The following is a 22037-nucleotide window of genomic DNA, read 5'->3' on the forward strand; positions in this document are numbered from 1 at the left end:
CCGCGCCGGGCCGGATAGATTTCCTCTTCCCTTGGTGAAGAGGACCTCATGTCGGACCAGGACAAGCTCGCGCAGCTGCGGGCGAAATATGCCGGCGTCGCCGGCGGTGTCGTCTACGATCCCACCTTCAAGCGCGTCGCCGAACTGCAGTTCAAGGACGGCGAGAAGCGGGTCTGGCCCTGGGCGGGCGCCGCCACCCTGCTCGACGCTCCCTACCGGCCGGAGGTGCAGGAGCTCGCCGATTTCGGCGGCCTCGACATGGCGCTGATCGGCGTGCCGATGGATCTCGGCGTGACGAATCGCGCCGGCGCCCGGCTCGGGCCGCGCGCGGTGCGTGCCATCGAGCGCGTCGGGCCCTATGAGCATGTGCTCGGCATGGTGCCCGCCGCCGAGGTGAAGGCCGCCGACATCGGCGACGTGCCGTTCCGCTCGCGCTTCAGCCTCGACGAGTGCCACGCGGATATCGAGGCCTTCTACAAGAAGGTGGTCGGCGCCGGGGTGATCCCGCTCTCGGTGGGCGGCGACCACTCGATCACCGGCTCGATCCTGAAGGCGGTCGGCGAGACGCGGCCGGTGGGCATGCTGCATATCGACGCCCATTGCGACACCTCGGGCACCTATGAGGGCGCGAAGTTCCACCATGGCGGGCCGTTCCGCAACGCCGTGCTCGACGGCGTGCTCGATCCCGAGCGCACCATCCAGATCGGCATTCGCGGCGGGGCGGAATTCCTGTGGGAGTTCTCCTATGAGAGCGGCATGACCGTCATCCACGCCGAGGAGGTCACCGGCATGGGCGTGCCGGCGATCATCGCCAAGGCGAAGCAGGTGCTGGGCGACGGGCCGGTCTATGTCTCCTTCGACGTCGACAGCCTCGACCCGGCCTTCGCGCCCGGCACCGGCACGCCGGAGATCGGCGGGCTCACCTCGCGCGAGGTGCTGGAGCTGCTGCGCGGCCTCAACGGCCTCGACGTGGTGGGCGGCGACGTGGTCGAGGTGGCGCCGCAATATGACGCCACCTCCAACACCGCCCATGCGGCGGCGCAGGTGCTGTTCGAGATCTTCTGCATGGCGGTGACGGCCCACAAGGCACGGAAGGAAAGCTGATGCGCCTCGCCATGCTGCAGACGGCGGGAGACCGGCACGGCAATCCCGCCGCCAATCTCGACCGCCTCGGCGCGGCGGCGCAGCAGGCGGCGGCCTCCGGTGCCGACCTGCTGCTGGCGCCGGAGATGTTCCTCTCCGGCTACAATATCGGCCGCGCCGCGCTGCAGGCGCGTGCCGAGGCGCCGGACGGCCCCGCCGCCCGGCATGCCGCCATCCTCGCCCGCCGGCACGGCATCGCGCTCGCCTATGGCTATCCCGAGCGCGGGCCGGATGGGGCGATCTACAATGCGGCGCGCCTCGTGGACCGTACCGGGCAGGTGCGCCTCACCTATCGCAAGACGCATCTCTACGGCGCGCTGGACCGCGACATGTTCGCGGCCGGCGACGGGCTCGGAGCGATCGCCGAGATCGCCGGGCTGAAGATGGGCCTGCTGATCTGCTACGACATCGAGTTCCCGGAGGCGGCGCGGGCGCTGGCGCTCGCCGGCGCCGACCTGATCCTGGTGCCGACCGCCAACATGAAGCCCTTTGTCGGTGTCTCCAATGTGGTGGTGCCGGCGCGGGCCTTCGAGAACCTCGTCTATGTCGCCTATGCCAACCGCGTCGGCTCGGAGGGCGAGCTCACCTATCTCGGCATGAGCTGCGTCGGCGAGCCCAATGGCGGGCATCTGGTGCTGGCCGGCGAGGAGGACGGGTTGATCTATGCCGATCTCGACCCGGCGGCGCTCAAGGCGGCGCGGGCCGCCAACGGCCATCTCGCCGACCGCCGGCCGGAACTCTATACCGCCCTCGCCTCCCGCTGACCGGCGGCGCAGGCGCCTACAAATGAAAAGGCGCGCCGTCCGGGGACGGCGCGCCTTCGTGTTTTGAGGCCGGAGCTCAGTGCGCCGGCTGGCTGCTGGCCGCCGGCACCGGGCTCGCCGCCGCCTCGGTGGCGGTCTGGGCGATGAAGCGGGCGCGCAGCGGCTTTAGCACGAACAGGGCGAGCAGCGCCGCCACGGCGTTGAGGCCGACGGCGACGGCGAACACCGCGTACCAGCCATAGGCGGCGGCGATGACGCTGGCGATCGGCACCAGCAGCGCCGCCGTGCCCTTGGCGGTGTAGAGCATGCCGGCATTGGTCGCCGCGAACTTCGAGCCGAAGGTGTCGCCGCAGGTCGCCGGGAACAGCGAGTAGATCTCGCCGAACACGCCGAAGAAGCAGGCGGTGGCGATGACGAACACCAGCGGGTTCGAGCCGTGGAAGACCAGGATCAGCAGCATCACCGCGGCGGTGCCGAAGGCGATGAACATGGTGTTCTCACGGCCGATGCGGTCCGACACATAGCCGAACATCGGACGGCCGAAGCCGTCGAAGATGCGGTCGAGCGAGATGGCCAGCGTCAGCGCCGCCGCCGAGATGCCCATGATCGAGACCGGCGTGTTGGCCACGCCGAGGTCGTGGGCGATCGGGCCGATCTGCGCCGCCGCCATCAGGCCACCCGAGGCCACCATGACGAACATGAGATAGAGCAGCCAGAACACCGGCTTGCCGAGGGTCTGCGAGGGCTGGTAGTCGACCTTGCTCTGCGGCAGCGACGACAGCTTCTTCGGCGGCGCGATCTTGTTGCGCGGCGGATAGAGGAACTGCGCCAGCACGAGGACGACGATGCCCTGGCCGATGCCGAAATACAGGAACGCGCTCTCATAGCCCGAGGCGGCGATCATGTTGGCGATCGGCACCACGGTGATGGCGGCGCCGGCGCCGAAGCCGGCCGCGGTGGCGCCGGCGGCGAGGCCGCGGCGATAGGGGAACCACTTCAGCGCGTTACCGACGCAGGTGCCGTAGATCGAGCCGGCGCCGATGCCGCCGAAGATGGCGCCGGCATAGAGCATCGCCAGCGACGAGGCGTAGGCATTGGTGATCCACGACAGGGCGATCATGAAGCCGCCGAAGGTGATCACGATGCGCGGGCCGTAGCGATCCACGAACCACGCCTCGACCGGCACCAGCCAGGTCTCGGTGAGCACGAAGATGGTGAAGGCGGTCTGGATGGCCGCACGGCCCCACTGGTGCTTGGCGTCGATGGGATCGACGAACAGCGTCCAGCCATATTGAAGATTGGCGATCATCGCCATGCACAGAACGCCGCAAGCGAGCTGAACCCAGGGCTCCCACGGGCGCGTCGCCTTAACTGTGGCCTGCATGATTTCTTTCCTCGACCTGAATGCTGACATTCACGGCTCTTGTTCCGGCCGCTTGGGGACGAGACGCCCGCAGGCGCCGCCCGATCACGAAGCTCCACACAGGATCGAGCAGTTCCCCTGAGGCTGCCTGATTCACCGTGACCCAAGGTAAAACATTACGATCGGTCAGGTCGAAACGGATCCATATGCGTCTTTTCACTACCGTACACAAAATACCACGGTAGGAATACTGACAAAATTAAACTTTTTGATAGGCGAAATGCAAAGTGTTCACTTGGATGTAGGCGAGCATATCTTGGATTGAGGCGAAACATACTTTGATATCGTGAAGAGGAAACCTAAGTATTATCCTGAGCACTCGGCCATTACGACAGGGCGCGCCGGGATATGGCGCCGGATGTGACGCAGGGTTTCGACATGCCGGACGACGGCCGGCGCGCGTCTCGATTGCGGGGATGCGGCGGCGTCACCTGCGGCAGGACGACACATCACGCAGAGGCACCGGCTGCCGACGCTGCGGCAAGGCGGTGAGGTAGCGGGTGGAACCCGGAGGCGCCGATCGGCGTTCGTTCAGGGCTCGCCGCGCGGCGAGCCCCGCATCGATCCCGATGCGCGGACCCGAGTCGGGGCCGCGCCGCCTTGAGGAGACGAGATGAACCGATCGGTCCTTTATGCCGTCATCGCCGTGCTGGTGGTCGTGGCGGGCGTGTTCGCCTATCAGGCCTATCAGCGCGACCAGAACACGCTGCAGATCGAGGTCGGGCCCAAGGGCGTGAAGGTCGATCCGCCGGGCTGATCCGGCGACGCGGCGCGACGGCGGCCGGCGTCAGATAACCGCCAGCGCGCCCTGATAGAGCATCCAGGTCAGCAGCCCCATGACGCCGGCGCTGATGGCGGTGGCGACGATGCCGGCGCAGATGAAGGCGCCGTCGCGCTCGACGAGGCCGAGGCCGAGGATGCACACGGCGATTCCCGGCGGCAGATTGCCGAAGATCGGGATCGGCAGCAGCAGCAGCAGGCCGAGCAGCAGCACCAGCCCGCCCAGCACCAGACGCGCCGAGCCGTTGGAAAAATAATGCAGGCGGGGGCGCGAATAGCCCTCGAAGCGTCGCACCCACGGCAGGGCGCCGTTGACGATCTTTTCCAGCAGCGCCCGCGAGAAGGTGCGCCGGGCGATCCAGCCCGGCAGCCACAGCTCGTCGCGCCCCATCATCATCTGCACGCCGACAAGGCAGAGCAGCAGGCCGCAGATGACCGGAATGCCCGGCGGCATCGGCAGGCAATTGGGCAGGCCGAGCAGCAGGATCGATAGGCCAAAGGCGCGGTTGCGCAGCGCGTGGACGACCTCGCCGACGCCGATCCGGTCCGCCGAATGGGCCGTCGCGAGAGCGCTGAGCAACTCCGACGTGCGCGGAGAACGATGATCCACCAGCCCTACCAAATGCCTCAAACACCCCGAGGCGCCCGCGAGGGCACCCTTGTTTCCGGTGACCTCTTAACACGCGGAAAGCGGCAATGAGAGGGCATTTTGCCGTCGAGCCCGCCGGCGCGGCGGTGCCGCTGGGTCAGTTGAGGCGGAAAATCCCGTCCACGGAGCGCAGCTCCGCAGGCTTGATCAGGCGCGAATGGGCGACGGTGACGGAGTGCACGGGCCCCTCCAGCTCGCGGGCCCAGAAGTCGAGGAAACGCTTGAGCTCCGGGAAATGCGGGAAGAGATCATAGTGCTGCCAGAGATAGCTCTGCAGCAGCGCGGGATGATCGGGCATGCGGTAGAGGATGTGGGCGGTGGTCAGGCCGTAGCCGCCCATCTGCTTCACGAAATCCGCCGAGACCGGCGTAGCATCGGATGCCATGCGGAACCTCCTTTCGCGAACATGCCGGGGCATGATGAGCGTGCCCATAGGGGCCCGGCAAGAGCAAAAATTGGATTTCGCGTTCGATATCAATGCATTGTCAGCATATGCGACAGAGTGCTGACAGGAGGGGCGCCGCAGGGGCTGGCACTCTCCTTCCGTGACTGCCAGATTTTTGCCCTCGCCCCCTTGCGCGCGTAGCGGCAGCCTCCTAGATGGTCGCCGACGATGCCCGGAGCGGGACCCGCATCCGCGGCCCGCCTCCGGCGTCGTTCGGCAAATTCACCGCTCGTTCAAGACTTTCTGGAGAGAACCGATGAAGTTCCGTCCCCTGCATGACCGCGTGGTGGTCAAGCGTGTCGACGCGGAAGAGAAGACCGCCGGCGGGATCATCATTCCCGACAGCGCCAAGGAAAAGCCCTCCCAGGGCGAAGTGGTCGCCGTCGGCCCCGGCGCCCGCGACGACGCCGGCAAGCTGGTCCCGCTCGACGTGAAGGCCGGCGACCGCGTGCTGTTCGGCAAGTGGTCCGGTACCGAGGTGAAGCTCGACGGCGTCGACTACCTCATCATGAAGGAATCCGACATCCTCGGCATCGTCGAGGGCGCCGGCTCGGCCAAGAAGGCCGCGTGATCCCGACGATTGCGTGATCGACCGGAGCCCGAGCCCGGCCCTCCCCCGAGCGCCGCGCGGCCAAGGCTCCCGAACCGCGAAACACACACGACACTCGGAGTTTCAGGACATGTCTGCCAAGGAAGTTAAGTTCTCCGGCGATGCGCGCGACAAGATGCTGCGCGGCGTCGACATCCTCGCCAATGCCGTGAAGGTGACGCTGGGTCCCAAGGGCCGCAACGTCGTGATCGAGAAGTCCTTCGGCGCCCCGCGCATCACCAAGGACGGCGTCACCGTCGCCAAGGAGATCGAGCTCGAGGACAAGTTCGAGAACATGGGCGCCCAGATGGTGCGCGAAGTGGCCTCGAAGTCCAACGACCTCGCCGGCGACGGCACCACCACCGCCACCGTGCTCGCCCAGGCGATCGTCCGTGAAGGCGCCAAGTCCGTGGCCGCCGGCATGAACCCGATGGACCTGAAGCGCGGCATCGACCTCGCGGTCGAGGCCATCGTGGCGGACCTCAAGAAGAACGCCAAGAAGGTGACCTCGAACGACGAGATCGCCCAGGTCGGCACCATCTCCGCCAATGGCGACGCCGAGGTCGGCAAGTTCCTCGCCGAGGCGATGCAGAAGGTCGGCAACGAGGGTGTCATCACCGTCGAGGAAGCCAAGACCGCCGAGACCGAGCTCGACGTCGTCGAAGGCATGCAGTTCGACCGCGGCTATCTCTCCCCCTACTTCATCACCAATGCCGAGAAGATGCGCGTGGAGTTCGAGGATCCCTACATCCTCATTCACGAGAAGAAGCTCTCGGGCCTGCAGGAGCTGCTGCCGGTTCTCGAAGCCGTGGTGCAGACCTCCAAGCCGCTGCTGATCATCGCCGAGGACATCGAGGGTGAAGCCCTTGCGACCCTCGTCGTCAACAAGCTGCGCGGCGGCCTGAAGGTCGCAGCCGTGAAGGCGCCGGGCTTCGGCGACCGTCGCAAGGCCATGCTGCAGGACATCGCCATCCTGACCGGCGGCACCGCGATCTCCGACGATCTCGGCATCAAGCTCGACACCGTGACCCTCGACATGCTCGGCCGCGCCAAGAAGGTGGTGATCGAGAAGGAGAACACCACGATCGTCGACGGCTCGGGCAAGAAGAAGGACATCGAGAGCCGCGTGGCGCAGATCAAGGCGCAGATCGAGGAGACCACCTCGGACTACGACCGCGAGAAGCTGCAGGAGCGCCTCGCCAAGCTCGCGGGCGGCGTCGCGGTGATCCGCGTCGGCGGCGCGACCGAGATCGAGGTGAAGGAAAAGAAGGACCGCGTCGACGACGCGCTGCACGCGACCCGCGCGGCCGTCGAAGAAGGCATCCTGCCGGGCGGCGGCGTCGCCCTGCTGCGCGCCATCAAGGCGCTGGACGGCGTCAAGACCGCCAATGCCGACCAGAAGACCGGCGTCGAGATCGTCCGCAAGGCGGTGCAGTATCCGGCTCGCCAGATCGCGTCCAACGCCGGCGAGGACGGCTCGCTGATCGTTGGCCGCATCCTGGAGAAGGACACCTACGCCTACGGCTTCAACGCCCAGTCCGGCGAATATGTCGACATGTACAAGGCCGGCGTCATCGACCCGGCCAAGGTGCTGCGCTCGGCGATCCAGAACGCGTCGTCGGTGGCCTCGCTGCTGATCACCACCGAGGCGATGATCGCCGAGACGCCCAAGAAGGCCGGTGCGGCCCCGGCCATGCCGGGCGGCGGCATGGGCGGCATGGGCGGCATGGATTTCTGACGAAATCCAAACCGCCCACGCGGTTCGACGTGCCGAAGCCGGGCAAGCCCGACTTCGGTGGCGGCATGGATTTCCGATCGAGGTCCAGATCGCCTGCCGGCGTTTCGCCGGTGACCGACATGGGCGGGCAGCGGTACATCATGAAGAAGGGGCGCGGCGCGAGCCGTGCCCCTTTCTTCTTTGTGTCCCTGCCGTGACCCGTCAGGCGGCCTCGCGCCCGATGCCGGCGGCTTCGTCGAGGTCGGCGTCGGCGCTGTCGTGCTCATGCGCCCGGTCGAGATTGAGACCCTTGGTCTCGATGCGGAACGTCCAGGTCACCACGGCGCCCAGCACCGAGGTGACGGCGAGGCCGTAGAGCAGAGCGGTCGTCCCCACCCCGGCGAGCAGGATCGGGAACAGGAAGGCGGTCAGCACCGCTCCCACCTTGCCGAAGGCCGCCGCGAGACCCGCGCCCTTGCCGCGTATCGCCGTCGGGAACACCTCGCCCGCCAGCAGATAGGTCTGCGCGTTCGGCCCGAGATTGGTCATGAAGTTGAACAGCATGAAGCCGGCGAAGATGAGAAGGGTGCGCACGGGATCGGCATATTGCGTCGAGAAGGACGCGACGAGCAGCCCGACCGCGCAGCCGACGAAGCCGATCACCTGCAGGGGGATGCGTCCGACCCGATCGGCCAGCATCACCGCGGCCACGATGCCGGCGATGAGCAGGAGGTCGATCAGCGCCGCGCCCTCGGCGGCCAGGATCTGGTTGGCGATGACGTCGGTGACGTCATGCGTCTGCGTCGCGGCATGGCCGAGCGCCGCCGCCAATATGGTGGGCGTGAACAGCCCGATGCCATAGGTGCCGAGATCCTGAAGGAACCAGGGCACCGAAGCGAGGATGGTGGCGCGCCGGTTGCGGGCGGTGAACAGCGCGGCCCAGCCGCCGGCGGCATGGCGCCGTCCGGGAGCGTCCTGCCGGGAGAGGCGGATCTCGCGCGGATAGCTCGGCTCGCGCCGCAGCAGCCTGGCCGTCTCGCGCTCGGCCTCCTCGACGCGTCCATGCGCGAACAGCCAGGGCGCGCTTTCGGTGACGTAGAAGCGCGCCAGCGTCACCAGTGCCGCCGGGATGATGGCGGTGGCGTACATCCACCGCCAGGCGGAGATGTCCGGCAGGTTGGCCAGCACGAGATAGCCCACCGCGCTCCCGGCCAGCGCCCCCAGCGCCTGGAAGCCGAAGGCGCCGAGCACCAGACGGCCGCGGGCCGAGCTCGGAATGCTTTCCGAGATGATCAGATGCGCGGTGGGATAATCGCAGCCGAGGGCCAGGCCGACGCCGAACAGGAACAGCACGAGCCAGGGATAGCTGGGGCTGAGCGCCAGCAGCACCAGGAACACCATGAAGATGACCATCTCGGCCACGAACATGCATTTGCGGCCGAAGGTGTCCGACAGGCCGCCGAGCCCCAGCGCGCCGACCAGGATGCCGGCGAGCGAGGCGGCACCCACCACGCCGTGCTGGGCGGCGTTCATGTCGAACTCGATGGCGATGAGCGGCATCGCCACCGCGGTCATGAACACCACCAGCCCCTCGAAGAACTTGCCGAAGGCGGCCAGCCACCAGATGCGCCACTGCATGGCGGTCATCGGCGCATAGCCGACCGGGGTGCCGTCGGCCCAGAGCGGCGATTCGTCGATATAGTCCTGTACCCGTCTGGCCGAACCGCCCGCCTGCTCCATCCCGCGCCCCCGAAACCGCCCGTCACGCCATCCGTTAGGCCGGCGAGGTGAACCGGCTGTGACAGGCCGGCAGCATCCGCCCGGCCCTGTCGCCCCTCAGTCCAGCGTCTGCCGGAACCGCCGCACGGCGATGAACATGGCTACCAGCATGATGGCGCCCATCGCCAGGATATCCTGCGCGAGATCGCCGCTGTCGGCACCCTTGAGCATGATGCCGCGCACCATGCGCAGATAATGCGTCAGCGGCATCGTCTCGGCGAGCCATTGCGCCCAGAGCGGCATGCCGGCGAAGGGGAACATGAAGCCGGACAGGAGGATGTTGGGCAGGAAGTACATGAAGGTCATCTGCACCGCCTGCAGCTGGTTCTGCGCCAGCGTCGAGAAGGTGTAGCCGATCGACAGATTGGCGACGATGAACAGCACGGTGAGCGCGGTGAGCAGCCAGGCCGAGCCGATCATCGGCACGTCGAACAGGAAGCGCCCCGCGCCGACGATCAGCAGCGCCTGCCCCGCCCCCACCAGCACATAGGGCGCGATCTTGCCGAGCATCACCTCCACCGGCCGGATCGGCATGGCGAGCAGCGTCTCCATGGTGCCGCGCTCGATCTCGCGCGTCACCGACAGCGCGGTGAAGATCAGCATGGTCATGGTGAGGATGGTGCCGAGCAGGCCGGGCACGATGTTGAGCTGCGTCACCGCCGCCGGGTTGTAGCGTGCATGGGTGACGATCTGGAAGGCCGGCGGGGCGCTCTCCAGCCCGGAGCCCTCCGGCCCGCCTTCCACTGCGAAGCGCTCGCGCTTCACCGCGCTGTCGACCAGGGCATTGAGCGCGGCAATGGCGCTGCCGGAGGCGACGGGATCGGTGGCGTCGGCGGCGACCAGCATGGAGGGGCTCTCGCCGCGCCGCACCGCCCGCTCGAAGCCGACGGGGATCTCCACGATGAAGGACACCTCCCCCGCCAGCATCTGGTGATCCGCCTCGGCAGCGCTTCCTGGGTGGCTCACCACTTCGAAATATCGGGTGTTCTCGATGGCGGCGAGAATGGAGCGGGTGAGCGAGGTGTCCTCATAGGCGAGCACGGCGGTCGGCAAATGCCGCGGCGTGGTGTTGATGGCGTAGCCGAACAGCACCAATTGCAGCAGCGGGATGGAGATCATGGTGGCGAAGGAGACGCGGTCGCGCAGCAGCTGCAGGAACTCCTTGCGCATCATCGCACCGACCCGGCGCAGGAAGCCCCCGACGGCGCCGCTCATCGGAAATTGTCCTTGGACCGGTTCATGAGGTCGATGAACACGTCCTCCAGCGTCGGCTCGTCGCGCCGCCAGACCAGACCGGGCCGATCGCGGAACGGCGCGATGGCGGCCTCCAGCGCCGCGGCGTCATGGCCGCCGACATGCACGCTCGCCCCGAACGGCGCTACCATGTCGATGCCGGGCAGCGTGGCGAGCTCGCGCGCCAGCGGCGCCGGGTCGCCGCCCGACACGCTCCAGGTGACGAGGCCGGCGCCGGCGACCACCTCTTCCACCGTGCCCTGGGCGAGCAGATCGCCATAGGCGATGTAAGCGATCTCGTGGCAGCGCTCGGCCTCGTCCATGTAATGGGTGGAGACCAGCACGGTGAGCCCGTCGGCGGCGAGCTCGTGGATCTGCGCCCAGAATTCGCGGCGCGCCTTGGGATCGACGCCGGCGGTCGGTTCGTCGAGCAGGAGCAGCTGCGGCGAGGGCAGGATGCAGGCGCCGAGTGCCAGGCGCTGCTTCCACCCCCCGGACAGCGAGCCGGCGAGCTGCCTGTCGCGGCCGGCGAGGCCGAGCCGCTCCACCGCCGCCATCGCCGCCTTCACCGGGTCCGGCACGCCATAGACGCGGGCGACGAATTCGAGATTCTCCCGCACCGACAGGTCGGCATAGAGGCTGAAGCGCTGCGTCATGTAGCCGACATGCCGGCGGATGGCGCGCGCCTGCGTCAGGATATCCAGGCCGAGGCAGGTGCCGCGCCCGGAATCCGGGGTGAGCAGGCCGCAGAGCATGCGGATGGTGGTGGTCTTGCCGGAGCCGTTGGGGCCGAGGAAGCCGTAGATCTGGCCCTTGCGCACCCGCATGGTGAGATCGCGCACCACCACCCGGTCGCCGAAGGATTTGGACAGCCCCTCGACCTCGATCGCATAGGGCGTGTCGGGGAGCGATCCTTGGGGGAGCGTCTCGGCCGCCTCGCTCACGGGGCGAGCTCGACGGTGATGGGCTGGCCGGGGCGCAGCTTCAGCGGATCGTCGGGCTTGGCCTCCAGGAGGAACACCAGCTTGGAACGCTCGTCGAGGCTGTAGATCACCGGCGGCGTGTATTCGGATTCGGTGGCGATGTAGCTCACCGTCGCCGGCACGCTGCCTTCGCAGCCGTCGCAATGGATGATGACGCGCGCACCGAGGCGGAAGCGGGCGAGGTCCGGCTCCGGCACGAAGAAGCGCATGCGGATGCGTTCCGGCGGGAGCAGCGACAGCACCGGCCGGCCGACCGGGGCCAGCTCGCCGGGGCGGAAATACACCGTCTCCACCGAACCGGCGGCGGGGGCCTTGAGCGTGCGGCGGTCCAGCCGGGTCCGGGCGGTGACGAGATTGGCCTGCGCGGTATCCACCGCCCGCTCGGCGGCGGCGATCTGCATGTCGCGCGACCCCATACGGCCGACCTCGATCTGCCGGTCGACCTCGTCGAGCGCGGCCTGGTTCTGATTGAAGGTCGCCTGCGCGGTGTCGAGCGCCGCCTTGGAGCCGACCGCCTTGGCATAGAGGTCCTTCTGGCGGTCGAGCTCGATGCGCGACAGATCGAACGCGGCCTGCGCCCGGCGCTGGCTCGCCTCGAGCACCGCGATTTCCTCCGGCCGCTGCGCCGCCGCGCGGAGGTCCTCGAGCTGCGAGCGGGCCTGGGCGAGACTGGCCGTCGCGGCGTCGACATCGGCCTGCTGCAGCGCTGGATCGACCTCGAACAGCGCCTGGCCGGCGGTGACGACATCGCCCTCGTCAACCTTCAGTGCGATGACGCGGCCGGCTTCCTCCGGCCCGATGAACAGCGTCTCGGCTTCGGCATAGCCCTGATAGCGCGGCGGGCCGCTTTCCGCGCAGCCGGCGAGCAGGAGCGCCAGCGTCAGACAGGCGGGGAGCATGGCGAAAAGGCGCATCATGCCTCCCTCCAGCCGAGGCCGCGCAGCACCAGCTCGGCATGGGCGGCGAACATGCCGGGAAGGTCGAGCGGCTCGTGCCGGCCGAACATGCCGTCCCACACGGCAGCGACGAGCACCGGGGCGATGATCAATTGCGGGAAGCGCAGCGCCGCGTCGGACGCGATCTCGCCGCGCGCCAGCGCCCGCTGGTTGATCGCCCGCAGCAGGTTGAGCCCGCGCGCGACCACCTCGCGATAATAGAAATCGGCTATGGCGGGAAAGCGCTCCCCCTCCGCCAGCATCAGCCGGATGATGTGTCGGCGCGGCGAGGCGATCGCCTCGGTGCGGATGTGCTGGAACAGCAGCTCGAGGAAATCGCGGGTCGAGCCCTCGAAGCCGGCGAATTCGCGCTCCAGCCGGCCGAGGATCGGGTCGGCGGCGTCATGCACCAGCCCCTCGAACAGCGCGGTCTTGTCCTTGAAATAGAGATAGAGCGTGCCCTTGGCGATGCCGGCGCGGCGGGCGACATCCTCCATTCGCGCGCCGGTGAAGCCATGCTCGGCGAAGACTTCCAGCGCGGCATCGAGGATGGCGCGGCGGCGGGCGGCGGCATCCGGGCGCTTCCTCGGTCCGCGGGGGGATGGAGCGGGTGGCGGCGTGGGCTCGCGATCGTCCGGCATGGGAGGGACCGTGTTATGACTGACCGGTCAGTCATAACACGGTGGGAGGATGGTTGGAAGTCGCCTGCCCTGCCCGGCGGCGGAGAGGATACGGCGCCGGGCGTCATGCGAGCCGTGATCCGGGTGGGGGGCGGCCGATGGTGTGAGATTTCGGCGATCCGGCGTTGCGCGGCGGGCGGTTGGGGTGGCGGCTTCGTCTTTCCACTCCCTGCCCGAACTCGGGTATCTATCGCCGGGTTCGGATCCGATAGGGTCAAAATCGGGAGTATCCGGCTTCGACGGAGTGGTGCTCGTGCAGGGGCCTCTTCCGTCCCTTTCTTTCCCTCTCCCCATTGGGAAGAGGGGGCCCCGCGCAGCGGGTCGGTGAGGGGCTCTCGCGATCGGGAAGCGTCGAGCCCCCTCACCCCACCCCTCTCCCCCACGGGGAGAGGGAGCCTGTCGCTCCTTCGGCGAGTGCTCTTTCGCATCTGTCGACATCCCGGACGGCCGCCGGCCGATCCGTGAGGCGCGCCTGCGTGGGAGAACGATGCCGGTTCTCCGCTGTGCCCCGGCCGGGATAGCGTCCCTCTCCGCCACGTTCTCCATCCCGCGCGTCGTCAGGCCGGGCCTGTCCCGGCCATCCACGACGTGCCGCGGGCACATCCAAAGATGTGGATGCCCGGGACAAGCCCAGGCATGACGGCCGTGCGGAGTGCCGGAGGACGCTCACCCCCTCACCGCTCTCCCCGCCCATGATGGGCAGACGCTCCTCTTCAAAAGCGAAGGGCGCCCTTGCGGAGCGCCCTCGCCTGTCCTGCCCGTAGGTTCGCGGCGCTGAAGCACGTTCTTATCGATCAGGCGTCGCCACCGGATCGGAACGGGCTCCGGCGCGGCGTCAGTTGATGGCGCCGAGCGGGATGAACTGGGTCTCGCCGGAGGAGCCGTCGATGCCGTCATTGTCGGTGACGATGAAGCCGTTGCCGGCGGCATCGACCGCGAAGCTCTCCACCTTGTCGAGCACATAGCCCTTGGGCGCGGCGAGCAGCGGCAGGAGGTCCTTCACCTCGGCCTTCGTCAGCACCGGCGGCTTGGCCTCGGTGCCGGCCGGAACCGGGACGACATCCTTGAGCGACACGAAATACAGCTTCTTCACCCGGGCGGCGGGGCCGACCAGATTGTCGCGCTCCAGCACGATCAGCCCGTCCTTGTGGGAGGTGAGCTCGGAGATGCCGCCCCAGCCCTTCTCCGACTTTTCCAGCGGATAATGGACATAGCCGAAGCTCTTCGCCGCCGGCTTGTAGGCGATCAGCTTGACGAAGCCCTTGGGGTCGTCCTTCCACTCGCGCTGCACGCCAAGCCACACGGTTTCGTCGGCGCCGGTGCCGGTGACGGCCACGCCCTCGAAGCCGTAGCGGATCGCCTGGGCGGCGAGCGCCTCCGGCAGGGCGATCTCCTCGGCGATGGAGCCATCGGCATTCGCCCGGACGAGCAGGTTCTGCGTCGGGTTTTCCTTCTTTTCCGGGTTGCCCTCGGAGGCGAGCCAGAAGCCGCCTTCGGGACGGATGGCGATGCCTTCGAGGTCGAGGCCCTTTGCCGGCTGTCCGTCGCGGGTCACAACGGTCGCGGCGGTGATCTTCGCCGGCGTCGAGGTCGCGTCGATGGTGAGGATACGGGCCTGCGCGTAGAAGCTGTCGGTCACCGCATAGAGCTTGCCGGGTTGCTTGGGATCGGCGGCGAAGCCGGACAGCGCGCCCCACCAGATCGGCAGGCCGTTCTTGTCGTCGGCGGAGACGAGGGTGGGATAGGTCGCCGCGCCGGGCGCGCGCTTGTAGACGGTGACCACCGAGCCGATGCCGCCCTCTTCGCGGTTGTCATTCTCGCTGGCGGTGACGAACAGGCCGCGCGAGGGAATGGCGAGCAGCCCTTCCGGGCCGACACCGCCCGGAAGAACCTGAAGCAGCTCAGGCGCTTCGCCCGCACCCTTGTCGCGATAGACGAAGACCAGCGAGGCGCGCTCGGAGCCGGCGAAGATCAGCTTCTCGCCGCCGAAGGTCGCGACCTCCGCGCCCTCCATCTCGATGCCCTTCTTGTTGCGCTTCTCGGGATAGTGCCCGAGGCGCACCGCCATGTGCTCGGGCGCGGTGCCGGAGGCGTGGAGCACCTTGCCGGTCTTGTCGTAGATGGTGAAGCTGCGGGTGCCGCCCTTCCAGTCGCCCTCGTCGGCGGTGACGAAGCGGTTGTCGTCGATCCACTGCACGGCGTCGGGCTCGCGCGGGACATTGGTCATCTTGCCGGACAGGTCGATGACGCCGTCCTTCTTCACGTCGACCTTTTCAACGTCGACGGAGCCGGCGGAGAAGTTCGCCGCGACCTTGCCGGTGGGCAGGTCGACGATGACGATGTGGTTGTTCTCCTGCAGCGTGACGACGGCCTCGTTGCGGGTATTGATGTCGACGAATTCCGGCTCCGGGTCCTCCGGCGCGACGGCGGAAAGGCCGGTCAGGTCGACCACCTTGCGGTCGGCGCAGGCAACCGCGCCGCCCTGCACCGGGAAATAGGTGAGGTTGCCGCCCGGCAGCTGCGGGATGGCGCCGTCGTTCTTCTCCTCGTCGCGCTCGTTCTCGATGGCGATGGCGAGGAAGGACGCGTCCGGGCTCTTGGCGAGCGAATCCGGCTGGCCGCCGAGGTCGCAGGTCGCCTCGACCTTGCGGCCGGCGAGATCGACGATCGCGAGGAAGCCGGAGGGCTTGTCCTTCGATTCCGAGGTGACGACGCCGACATAGGCCTTGTTGCCGATCACCACGGTGGAGGTGGGCTCGCCGCCGAGCGCCACCGTGCCGGCGGGCTTGGGCGCCGTCGGATCGGTGATGTCGACGAGGCCGATGCGCTCGCCGGGGCTGTCGGTATAGACCAGCGTGTTGCCGTCCTCGGTCGCCGTGATGATCTCGGCGACGGTCTTCTTCCCGGCATCGGCGCCGGCCGGCAGGTTGTCGATCACATGGAAGGTGGCGATGCGATTGAAGTTCTCGGGCGCGTTCTGCGCCACCGAGGCGCCAGCGGTGGCGAGCACGGCAAGGCAGACGCCGGCCATCAAAATCGAGCGCATGGAGGATCCTCATCTGACGCGGGGGCAGCCCGCCTGCGGCCTTCAAAGCGGCGGCCGATGACATGCCGATGACAAAGGCGCCGGAATACCGGCGGCGGGAGGCATGGAATGCGACTTTCGTAGCAGCCGATTTGGCGCGGATTGCATAATTAATGCTTGCACTTGCCCCTGCGTCATCGTCTGCTGGCACATCGGGCCAGAGCGCGCAAAGCGCCGCCCGGCGGGCGGAACCGCCCGCGGAGGAAACGCCACAGGAGGAACCGCCCCATGACCGAGACGTCAGGGAAGAGCGTCGGCGCGCGCCAGGACGCCGACACCCGTGAGAACACCGTCCCGTCCCGCCGCCGCTTCATCGCCACGGCCGCCGTCGCCGGCGCCGCGGCCGTCGCCGCTCCCGCCGTACATGCGCAGGCGCCGATCAAGCTGAAGTTCCAGTCGACCTGGCCGAACAAGGACATCTTCCACGAATTCGCCGGCGACTTCGTGAAGCGGGTGAACTCGATGACCGGCGGGCGGGTCGAGCTCGACCTGCTGCCGGCCGGCGCGGTGGTACCGGCCTTCCAGATGCTGGACGCGGTCTCGGCCGGCATCCTCGACGGCGGTCACGGCGTCGCCGCCTATTGGTACGGCAAGAACAAGGCCTTCTCGCTGTTCGGCACCGCCCCCGCCTTCGGCTGGGACGCCGACGAGCTGCTCGGCTGGATCCGCTATGGCGGCGGGCAGGAGCTTTATGACGACCTCGTCCAGAACACGCTGAAGCTCAACGTGGTGGGCATGCTGACCGGGCCGATGCCGACCCAGCCGCTCGGCTGGTTCAAGGCGGAGATCACCAGCATCGACCAGATGAAGGGCATGAAGTACCGCACTGTCGGGCTCGGCGCCGACCTGTTCAAGGAACTGGGTGCCGCGGTGACCATCGTGCCCGGCGGCGAGATCGTGCCCGCCATCGACCGCGGGCTGCTGGAAGGCGCCGAGTTCAACAACCCCTCCTCCGATCTGGTGCTCGGCTTCCCCGACGTCGCCAAGGTCTACATGATCCAGAGCTACCACCAGGCGCTGGAATGCTTCGAGGTGCTGTTCAACAAGACCAAATATGACGGCCTGCCCAAGGATGTGCAGGAGATCATCAAGGCGGCGGCCGACGCTACCTCCTCCACCATGATGTGGAAGGCGCAGGACCGCTACTCCAAGGACCTTGCCGCCATCAGGGCGCGCGGCGTGAAGGTGCTGCCGACGCCCAAGCCGGTACTGGAGGCGCAGCTGAAGGCCTGGGACGTGGTGATCGCCAACCTCTCCGCCGATCCGGTGTTCAAGAAGGTGGTCGACAGCCAGAAGGCCTGGGCGAAGCGCATCGTCGGCTTCCGGCTGGAATATGAGCCGGATTCCAAGATGGCCTACGACCACTTCTTCCCCACGGCGTGAGGCGGGTGGGGTGGGCGCACCGTCCGCAACAGGGGCTTCGGCTCCGCGGCGTGACGGCGGGTCGGATGGGGTGGATGGCGATTTGCGTTGCCGAGCTTCCGCACCCGATGCGCCGTCATGGCCGGGCTTGTCCCGGCCATCCACGCCGTTACGTCCGGCGCACCCGGCCCAAGACGTGAAGGTCCGGGACGAGCCCGGCCAGGACGCTGGGCAGGTGGCGATGGCGGTAGCCGCATCTTCCTTGCACTTCCTTCTCACCGCCGAGCCCGGCTGTTGCCGGGTTCGATTCCAGCAAGGCGAGACCGGATATCCGGTCTCGCCGGAGAGGGGGCCCGCGAAGCGGATCGGTGAGGGGATACGGCGGGAAAACGGTTGAGCCCATCGAACCGGCCGGATGCGCGGGCGCTCACCGAGGCGGGAACGGTCTTCCCCCTCACCCACCCTTCTCCCCCGTGGGGAGAGGGCTTTGCCGCGCACCCGCCGCCCGCCGTGCCAGCAGCGTGCCGACGGTCATGGCACCAGTGCGGCCCGAGCCACCACGCAGTGCCCCGTCTCGCCGAACAGCGTCACCCAACCGCGCCACCCAAGAGCGTCACGCCAAACCCGCCCGAGCCGCCTCCCCGGCGCCCTCCCCGAGGCTCCCATGCAATCGATCCTTCTCGCCGTCGACCGGCTGAACGCCTTCATCGGCAAGGCCTTCGCCTGGTGCATCGTTCTGCTCACGCTGGCGATCAGCTACGAGGTGTTCCGCCGCTACGTGCTGCGCGATCCCACCACCTGGGCCTATGACGTCAGCCTGATGCTCTACGGGGCGCTGTTCATGATGGCCGGCGCCTACACGCTGTCGCGCAACGGCCATGTCCGCGGCGACTTCCTCTACCGCAACTGGCGGCCGGCGACGCAGGCGAAAACCGACCTCGTCCTGTATTTCCTGTTCTACTTCCCCGGCATCCTGGCGCTGATCTATTCCGGCTGGGGCTATTTCCAGCTCTCCTATTTGCTCAACGAGCATTCCTCCTTCAGCCCGGACGGGCCGGTGATCTGGCCGTTCAAGGCGCTGATCCCGATCACCGGCGTGCTGATGCTGCTGCAGGGCGTGGTCGAGGTGGCGCGCTGCCTCATCTGCATCCGCGACGGCGACTGGCCGCAGCGGCTGCACGATGTCGAGGAGATGGAGAAGATCATCCTCGAGGAAGCCGCCAACCGCGCCGAGCGCGAAGGCACCACGCGGGGGGCGCTGTGATGTTCCTCTCCGAGCCCGCCCTCGGCATCCTGATGCTGGTGCTGTTCCTGATCTTCCTGATGCTCGGCTTCCCCATCGCCTTCACGCTGATGGCGCTGGGCGTGGGCTTCGGCTACTTCACCCAGGGCGACAGCATCTTCAACCTGTTCGTGCAGCGCACCTATTCGGTGATGGCGAACGACGTGCTCATCTCCATCCCGCTCTTCCTGTTCATGGGATATGTGGTGGAGCGGGCCAACATCCTCGACCGGTTGTTCAAATCGATCCAGCTGGCCGCCGGCTGGCTGCCGGGCTCGCTGGCCGTGGCGACGCTCGCCACCTGCGCGCTGTTCGCGACCGCCACCGGCATCGTCGGCGCGGTGGTGACGCTGATGGGGCTGCTCGCCTTTCCCGCCATGCTGCGCGCCGGCTACGACACCCGCATCGCCGCCGGCGTGGTGTGCGCCGGCGGCTGTCTCGGCATCCTGATCCCGCCGAGCGTGATGCTGATCCTCTACGGCGCCACCGCCGGCGTCTCGGTGGTGAAGCTCTATGCCGCCGCCTTCATTCCCGGGCTGATGCTGGCCGGCGCCTACATGGCCTATGTGGTGATCCGCGCCATGATCAATCCGGCGCTGGCGCCCAAGCTGCCGGCGGCGGAACGCAACGTGCCGATCGGCACCATCCTGTTCGCGCTCGCCACCTCGTTCCTGCCGCTGGTGACGCTGATCACCGCCGTGCTCGGCTGCATCATCCTCGGCCTCGCCACGCCCTCGGAGGCGGCGGCGATCGGTGCGCTGGGGGCGTTGATCCTCGCGGTCGCCTATCGGAATTTCGATTTCACCAAGCTGAAGGATTCGGTGTTCCTCACCGCCCGCGCCTCGGCGATGGTGTGCTGGCTGTTCGTCGGCTCGGCGGTGTTCTCGGCGGTGTTCGCGCTGCTCGGCGGCCAGCGGGTCGTCGAGGAGTTCATCATGTCGCTGGACCTCGGGCCGATCGGCTTCCTGCTGCTCACCCAGGTGATCATCTTCGTGCTGGGCTGGCCGCTGGAATGGACGGAGATCATCGTGATCTTCCTGCCGATCTTCCTGCCGCTGCTCGACCATTTCGGCATCGACCCGATCTTCTTCGGGGTGCTGGTGGCGCTGAACCTGCAGACCTCGTTCCTGTCGCCGCCGGTCGCCATGGCGCCGTTCTACCTCAAGGGCGTGGCGCCCAAGCATGTGTCGATCGACGAGATCTTCTCCGGGGTGATGCCGTTCATCGTCATCGTGGTGATCGCCATGGCGCTGCTCTACGCCTTCCCCGGCATCGCGCTGTGGCTGCCGAACTATCTCTACGGGGGGTGAGGCGGGAACTGCATCGGCCCGAGTGGCGGAGGCGGGACGCCGAGTGTCCGACCTTTCCTTCCCTCTCCCCGGTGGGGAGAGGTGGCCCGCGTAGCGGGTCGGTGAGGGGGACGACATGGGGAAGTAAAGAAGACCCCTCACCCCACCCCTCTCCCCGACGGGGAGAGGGAGCTTCGGCGCTCTTTCGGCAATGACCGGTCAGACACTCAGGATGACGAATGCCATTGTGCTGCCGGAACAACCCTCGTCATGCCGAGGTGCGAGCGTCGCGTGTCTCGAAGCGCACACAGATCCGCCGCTCATTTCGCCGGCCGTCACGCCGTCGCCGAGGCACCCTTGGGATCGCCCGGCGCGGTCTTCCAGCCGAGCGCCGGGAACCGCACCACCCGGCGGCCACGGAAATCGTTCTCGCAGACGAGGTGGCCGCGCTCTTCCATGTAGGTGAGCAGCCAGCGCCCGCGCGAGGGCGAGCGGCTGCCATAGGCGCGGGCGAGTTCCTCGTCGGCCGGCGACGGCGCCCCCTCCATGCCGGCGCGGGCGATGAGCAGGAACACGCCCTGCATCTCCTCCGGCAGGTTGCCCGCCTGCTCGACGGCGCGGCGCCATTCGGCGTCCCGCCCCTCCCCGCCCGCTCCCGCGACGCCGGCGCGGGCGATGGCGAGCCGGCGGGTGAACTCGGCGAGATCGGGAATGCGCGAGCCGACGCGGCGCACCCGGCAATGGACGAGAAAATCCGGGTAGAGCGTCGCCGCCGAACGGAACGGCGCCTCGGGATCGGCGACGAACTGGAGGACGATCTCCTCGACCAGCGCCTCCCGCTCCGCCTCGATGGCGGCGGCGGCCTCGGCGTCCGGCTCGGGGGCCACCGGAGCGGTGGCGTGCTCGATCTGGTCCAGCACCTCCTCCGCCGAAGGGCCGGCCAGACGGCCGGCGGGAGCCGGCGGGGCCAGGCCGTCATCCTCGAAGATCAGGCCCTGCAGATCGCCCGACGCCATGTCCGGCAGCGGCATGAGAGAGGGGCGGCCGTTGCGGGTGCCGGTCTCGACGAAGCCGATCTTCACCGGCAGCGGCCGGCGGGAAAGCGCCGGGCCGAGCGCCACGAAGGAGCCGGTGTTGAGGTCGCGGAAACTTTCGGCCTGCCGCTTCTCCATGCCGAGCAGGTCGGCCGCGCGGGCCATGTCGATATCGAGGAAGGTGCGGCCCATCAGGAAGTTGGACGCCTCGGCGGCGACGTTCTTGGCCAGCTTGGCGAGGCGCTGGGTGGCGATGACGCCGGCCAGCCCGCGCTTGCGGCCGCGGCACATCAGATTGGTCATCGCCGAGAGCGAGGCACGGCGCGCCTCCTCGGAGATTTCCGCCGCGCCGGCCGGGGCGAAGAGCTGCGCCTCGTCCACCACCACCAGCATGGGGAACCAGTAGTCGCGCTCGATGTCGAACAGGCCGGACAGGAAGGCGGCGGCCGAGCGCATCTGCGCGTCGGCATCGAGGCCTTCGAGGTTGAACACCACTGAGGCGCGGTGGCGGCGGATGCGCGCGGCGATGCGGCCGATCTCGCTCTGGGTGCGCTCGGCGTCGATCACCACATGGCCGAAGCGCTCGGCGAGGCTGACGAAGTCGCCTTCCGGGTCGATGATCGCCTGCTGGACATGGCCGGCGCTCTGCTCCAGCAGGCGGCGCAGCAGATGCGACTTGCCGGACCCGGAATTGCCCTGCACCAGCAGGCGGGTCGAGAGCAGTTCCTCCAGATCCAGCCGCACCGGCTGGCCGGCCGGACTGGCCCCGAGCTCGATGGCGATGGTCATGGCCTGCTTCGTGTCCCGGTAATCGTCAATGCTCCCGCTATCGCCGCCACGCTTAGCACCCCACGCGCGCGGGGAG

Annotated in this window: 18 protein-coding genes; 8 read left to right on the forward strand and 10 right to left on the reverse strand. The window is 68.0% G+C overall.

Features of this window, described 5'->3' with window-relative positions; genetic code table 11:
- Positions 1-48 precede the first annotated feature (48 nt).
- Both speB and KHC19_RS06010 read left to right on the forward strand, forming a co-directional pair.
- Positions 49-1104 (forward strand): agmatinase, encoded by a 1056-nt coding sequence (gene speB, locus KHC19_RS06005; protein WP_213351449.1) that lies wholly within the window; start codon positions 49-51, stop codon positions 1102-1104.
- Positions 1104-1907, forward strand: a complete 804-nt coding sequence (locus tag KHC19_RS06010; protein ID WP_213351451.1) for a carbon-nitrogen hydrolase family protein — start codon at positions 1104-1106, stop codon at positions 1905-1907. Before speB ends, KHC19_RS06010 begins: the two co-directional genes overlap by 1 nt.
- Positions 1908-1983: 76 nt before the next feature.
- Here KHC19_RS06010 and oxlT read toward each other — a convergent pair whose 3' ends face one another.
- Entirely contained in the window at positions 1984-3291 is a 1308-nt protein-coding gene (oxlT, locus tag KHC19_RS06015; protein ID WP_213351453.1) for an oxalate/formate MFS antiporter, read from the reverse strand.
- 652 nt (positions 3292-3943) lie between these two features.
- On the opposite strand from oxlT, the gene KHC19_RS06020 reads away from it, so the two are divergent.
- The gene (locus KHC19_RS06020; protein WP_213351455.1) at positions 3944-4087 is read left to right on the forward strand and encodes a hypothetical protein; all 144 of its coding nucleotides are present in this window, start codon (positions 3944-3946) and stop codon (positions 4085-4087) included.
- A gap of 30 nt (positions 4088-4117) precedes the next feature.
- Here KHC19_RS06020 and KHC19_RS06025 read toward each other — a convergent pair whose 3' ends face one another.
- Entirely contained in the window at positions 4118-4720 is a 603-nt protein-coding gene (locus KHC19_RS06025; RefSeq protein ID WP_343207662.1) for an exopolysaccharide biosynthesis protein, read from the reverse strand.
- A gap of 136 nt (positions 4721-4856) precedes the next feature.
- A complete protein-coding gene (locus tag KHC19_RS06030; RefSeq protein WP_213351457.1) occupies positions 4857-5144 on the reverse strand; it encodes an usg protein in 288 nt (95 codons plus the stop codon).
- 316 nt (positions 5145-5460) lie between these two features.
- Between KHC19_RS06030 and groES the strand changes: the two genes are divergently transcribed.
- Together groES and groL are read left to right on the forward strand one after the other, a co-directional pair.
- Positions 5461-5775 (forward strand): co-chaperone GroES, encoded by a 315-nt coding sequence (groES, locus tag KHC19_RS06035; RefSeq protein ID WP_213351458.1) that lies wholly within the window; start codon positions 5461-5463, stop codon positions 5773-5775.
- A 109-nt stretch (positions 5776-5884) separates the two neighbouring features.
- Complete coding sequence (gene groL, locus KHC19_RS06040; RefSeq protein WP_213351459.1) at positions 5885-7531, forward strand: chaperonin GroEL; 1647 nt, start codon at positions 5885-5887, stop codon at positions 7529-7531.
- A 201-nt stretch (positions 7532-7732) separates the two neighbouring features.
- Here the strand turns inward: groL and KHC19_RS06045 are convergent, their stop codons facing one another.
- From KHC19_RS06045 to KHC19_RS06070, 6 genes are all read right to left on the reverse strand, one after another.
- Positions 7733-9250, reverse strand: coding sequence for an MFS transporter (locus KHC19_RS06045; protein WP_246548298.1), 1518 nt, complete (start codon positions 9248-9250; stop codon positions 7733-7735).
- Positions 9251-9346: 96 nt separating this feature from the next.
- Positions 9347-10504, reverse strand: a complete 1158-nt coding sequence (locus KHC19_RS06050; protein WP_213351460.1) for an ABC transporter permease — start codon at positions 10502-10504, stop codon at positions 9347-9349.
- Positions 10501-11466, reverse strand: a complete 966-nt coding sequence (locus tag KHC19_RS06055) for an ABC transporter ATP-binding protein (RefSeq protein ID WP_343207663.1) — start codon at positions 11464-11466, stop codon at positions 10501-10503. Before KHC19_RS06055 ends, KHC19_RS06050 begins: the two co-directional genes overlap by 4 nt.
- Positions 11463-12422, reverse strand: a complete 960-nt coding sequence (locus KHC19_RS06060) for an HlyD family secretion protein (protein ID WP_213351461.1) — start codon at positions 12420-12422, stop codon at positions 11463-11465. The genes KHC19_RS06055 and KHC19_RS06060 overlap by 4 nt, the downstream gene beginning before the upstream one ends.
- Positions 12419-13081: a TetR/AcrR family transcriptional regulator gene (locus tag KHC19_RS06065; protein WP_213351462.1), complete on the reverse strand. Its 663-nt coding sequence runs from the start codon at positions 13079-13081 to the stop codon at positions 12419-12421. The genes KHC19_RS06060 and KHC19_RS06065 overlap by 4 nt, the downstream gene beginning before the upstream one ends.
- Positions 13082-13955: 874 nt before the next feature.
- Positions 13956-16166 carry an esterase-like activity of phytase family protein gene (locus tag KHC19_RS06070; protein WP_213351463.1) on the reverse strand — a complete coding sequence of 737 codons (2211 nt, stop codon included), beginning with the start codon at positions 16164-16166 and terminating at the stop codon, positions 13956-13958.
- Between the two features lie 267 nt (positions 16167-16433).
- Here KHC19_RS06070 and KHC19_RS06075 point away from each other — a divergent pair, with 267 nt between their 5' ends.
- From KHC19_RS06075 to KHC19_RS06085, 3 genes are all read left to right on the forward strand, one after another.
- Positions 16434-17588, forward strand: coding sequence for a TRAP transporter substrate-binding protein (locus tag KHC19_RS06075; protein WP_213351464.1), 1155 nt, complete (start codon positions 16434-16436; stop codon positions 17586-17588).
- A 643-nt stretch (positions 17589-18231) separates the two neighbouring features.
- The gene (locus KHC19_RS06080) at positions 18232-18831 is read left to right on the forward strand and encodes a TRAP transporter small permease subunit (protein ID WP_213351465.1); all 600 of its coding nucleotides are present in this window, start codon (positions 18232-18234) and stop codon (positions 18829-18831) included.
- The gene (locus tag KHC19_RS06085; RefSeq protein WP_213351466.1) at positions 18831-20159 is read left to right on the forward strand and encodes a TRAP transporter large permease; all 1329 of its coding nucleotides are present in this window, start codon (positions 18831-18833) and stop codon (positions 20157-20159) included. Before KHC19_RS06080 ends, KHC19_RS06085 begins: the two co-directional genes overlap by 1 nt.
- 314 nt (positions 20160-20473) lie before the next feature.
- On the opposite strand, the gene KHC19_RS06090 is transcribed toward KHC19_RS06085, so the two are convergent.
- Positions 20474-21961 (reverse strand): helicase HerA domain-containing protein, encoded by a 1488-nt coding sequence (locus tag KHC19_RS06090; RefSeq protein WP_213351467.1) that lies wholly within the window; start codon positions 21959-21961, stop codon positions 20474-20476.
- Between the last annotated feature and the right edge of the window lie 76 nt (positions 21962-22037).

Origin of the sequence: Ancylobacter oerskovii (assembly GCF_018390555.1) — a bacterium.
GTDB lineage: Bacteria > Pseudomonadota > Alphaproteobacteria > Rhizobiales > Xanthobacteraceae > Ancylobacter > Ancylobacter oerskovii.

Bases quoted from the DNA above. Each gene is read 5' to 3' on its own strand.
- speB (WP_213351449.1), top strand. From the start codon at position 49: ATGTCGGACCAGGACAAGCTCGCGCAGCTGCGGGCGAAATATGCCGGC.
- KHC19_RS06010 (WP_213351451.1), top strand. From the start codon at position 1,104: ATGCGCCTCGCCATGCTGCAGACGGCGGGAGACCGGCACGGCAATCCC.
- oxlT (WP_213351453.1), bottom strand. From the start codon at position 3,291: ATGCAGGCCACAGTTAAGGCGACGCGCCCGTGGGAGCCCTGGGTTCAG.
- KHC19_RS06020 (WP_213351455.1), top strand. From the start codon at position 3,944: ATGAACCGATCGGTCCTTTATGCCGTCATCGCCGTGCTGGTGGTCGTG.
- KHC19_RS06030 (WP_213351457.1), bottom strand. From the start codon at position 5,144: ATGGCATCCGATGCTACGCCGGTCTCGGCGGATTTCGTGAAGCAGATG.
- groES (WP_213351458.1), top strand. From the start codon at position 5,461: ATGAAGTTCCGTCCCCTGCATGACCGCGTGGTGGTCAAGCGTGTCGAC.
- groL (WP_213351459.1), top strand. From the start codon at position 5,885: ATGTCTGCCAAGGAAGTTAAGTTCTCCGGCGATGCGCGCGACAAGATG.
- KHC19_RS06045 (WP_246548298.1), bottom strand. From the start codon at position 9,250: ATGGAGCAGGCGGGCGGTTCGGCCAGACGGGTACAGGACTATATCGAC.
- KHC19_RS06050 (WP_213351460.1), bottom strand. From the start codon at position 10,504: ATGAGCGGCGCCGTCGGGGGCTTCCTGCGCCGGGTCGGTGCGATGATG.
- KHC19_RS06060 (WP_213351461.1), bottom strand. From the start codon at position 12,422: ATGATGCGCCTTTTCGCCATGCTCCCCGCCTGTCTGACGCTGGCGCTC.
- KHC19_RS06065 (WP_213351462.1), bottom strand. From the start codon at position 13,081: ATGCCGGACGATCGCGAGCCCACGCCGCCACCCGCTCCATCCCCCCGC.
- KHC19_RS06070 (WP_213351463.1), bottom strand. From the start codon at position 16,166: ATGCGCTCGATTTTGATGGCCGGCGTCTGCCTTGCCGTGCTCGCCACC.
- KHC19_RS06075 (WP_213351464.1), top strand. From the start codon at position 16,434: ATGACCGAGACGTCAGGGAAGAGCGTCGGCGCGCGCCAGGACGCCGAC.
- KHC19_RS06080 (WP_213351465.1), top strand. From the start codon at position 18,232: ATGCAATCGATCCTTCTCGCCGTCGACCGGCTGAACGCCTTCATCGGC.
- KHC19_RS06085 (WP_213351466.1), top strand. From the start codon at position 18,831: ATGTTCCTCTCCGAGCCCGCCCTCGGCATCCTGATGCTGGTGCTGTTC.
- KHC19_RS06090 (WP_213351467.1), bottom strand. From the start codon at position 21,961: ATGACCATCGCCATCGAGCTCGGGGCCAGTCCGGCCGGCCAGCCGGTG.